Raw genomic sequence first — 1130 nt, 5'->3', positions numbered from 1 at the left:
TGTAATATCTGCTTTAGCTTCATCTCTGGTTTTATAGTTGCAATGATGCACTAATTCATTCTTGAGTATGCCCCAGAAACTTTCAATCGGTGCATTATCGTAACAGTCCCCACGTTTGCTCATTGAACCTTGAAAATCACATTTTTCCAGTATCTTTCGATATTCATGGCTGCAATATTGGCTGCCTCTGTCCGAATGAATAATTAAGCCTTTCGTTGGTTTTTGATTACGAATCGCCATAGTCAGTGCATTGCAAACAAGTTGTGCGGTCATACGCTCATTTAAGCTATAGCCAACCACTTGTTTCGTGTACAGGTCTTTTACTGCTGCCAAGTATAACCAACCTTCAGCAGTCCAAATGTATGTAATATCGCTTGACCATGCAAGATTGGGCTTAGTCATTGAAAACTGTTGCTCTAGTAAATTTGCGTAGATCGCTCGATTATGATCACTCTTCGTAGTTCTTTTGAAACGCTTATGACGCTTACAATACAGCTGGTTGAGCTTTTTTATTTGACGTACAGCATACGTACTGATTTTGATACCTTGCGCTTGTAAATGCTTAGTTAATCGAATATAGCCATAGCTTTGTTTAGTTTCCTCATGAGCTATTTTGACCAAAATTGTCTGTTGATTTCGCTGAACCAATCTTTTATTCATGCCTCGTTTTAGCCAATCATAAAATCGTGACACTGAAACGTGAAGTAATCTAGCCATAAAGCTAATCGGGAATAAATATCTTTGCTGTTTCATATAGGCGTACCTTACTGACTTTCTTTCGCAAAGTACGCTGCTGCCTTTTTTAGAAATTCACGTTCCATTTCAGCTGTTTTGAGCTGTTGTTTGAGCTTTTTATTTTCTTCGAGTAAGGCATTTAGATCAGGTGAATATTGTTTAGTGCCTGCTAAGGTGCCAGTCTTTGCTTTATTATTCCAATTTGAAAGAGTTTGCATTGAAATGCCAAGTTGTCTGGCTGTTTCCGATACATTGCCTTGATTGGCTTCAATCAATTTTATTGCTTCAACTTTAAATTCTGCGGTGTAAGTCTTCTGTTTCTTGCTCATGGTAAACTCCTGATGAGTGTCTATAGTTTACCAAGTTAAAACCTCCTGTTTTCTCAGCACACATCA

The 1130-nt window shown here is 38.1% G+C and carries 1 protein-coding gene; it reads right to left on the bottom strand.

Annotated elements, in window-relative coordinates; translation table 11 throughout:
* Window positions 1-1064, bottom strand: a protein-coding gene (locus J582_RS25345; RefSeq protein ID WP_144619002.1) for an IS3-like element ISAba21 family transposase whose coding sequence is annotated in 2 segments (ribosomal slippage) — window positions 1-806 and window positions 806-1064 — 1065 coding nt annotated over the 2 segments. Because the reading frame shifts where the segments join, the coding sequence is not laid out codon by codon here. This gene is flagged as partial in the annotation.
* Window positions 1065-1130: the final 66 nt, after the last annotated feature.

The organism is Acinetobacter sp. 1566109 (assembly GCF_000582255.1).
In the GTDB taxonomy this organism is placed as follows: Bacteria; Pseudomonadota; Gammaproteobacteria; order Pseudomonadales; family Moraxellaceae; genus Acinetobacter; species Acinetobacter nosocomialis.
This window is presented reverse-complemented; position numbering and strand designations above follow the sequence as displayed.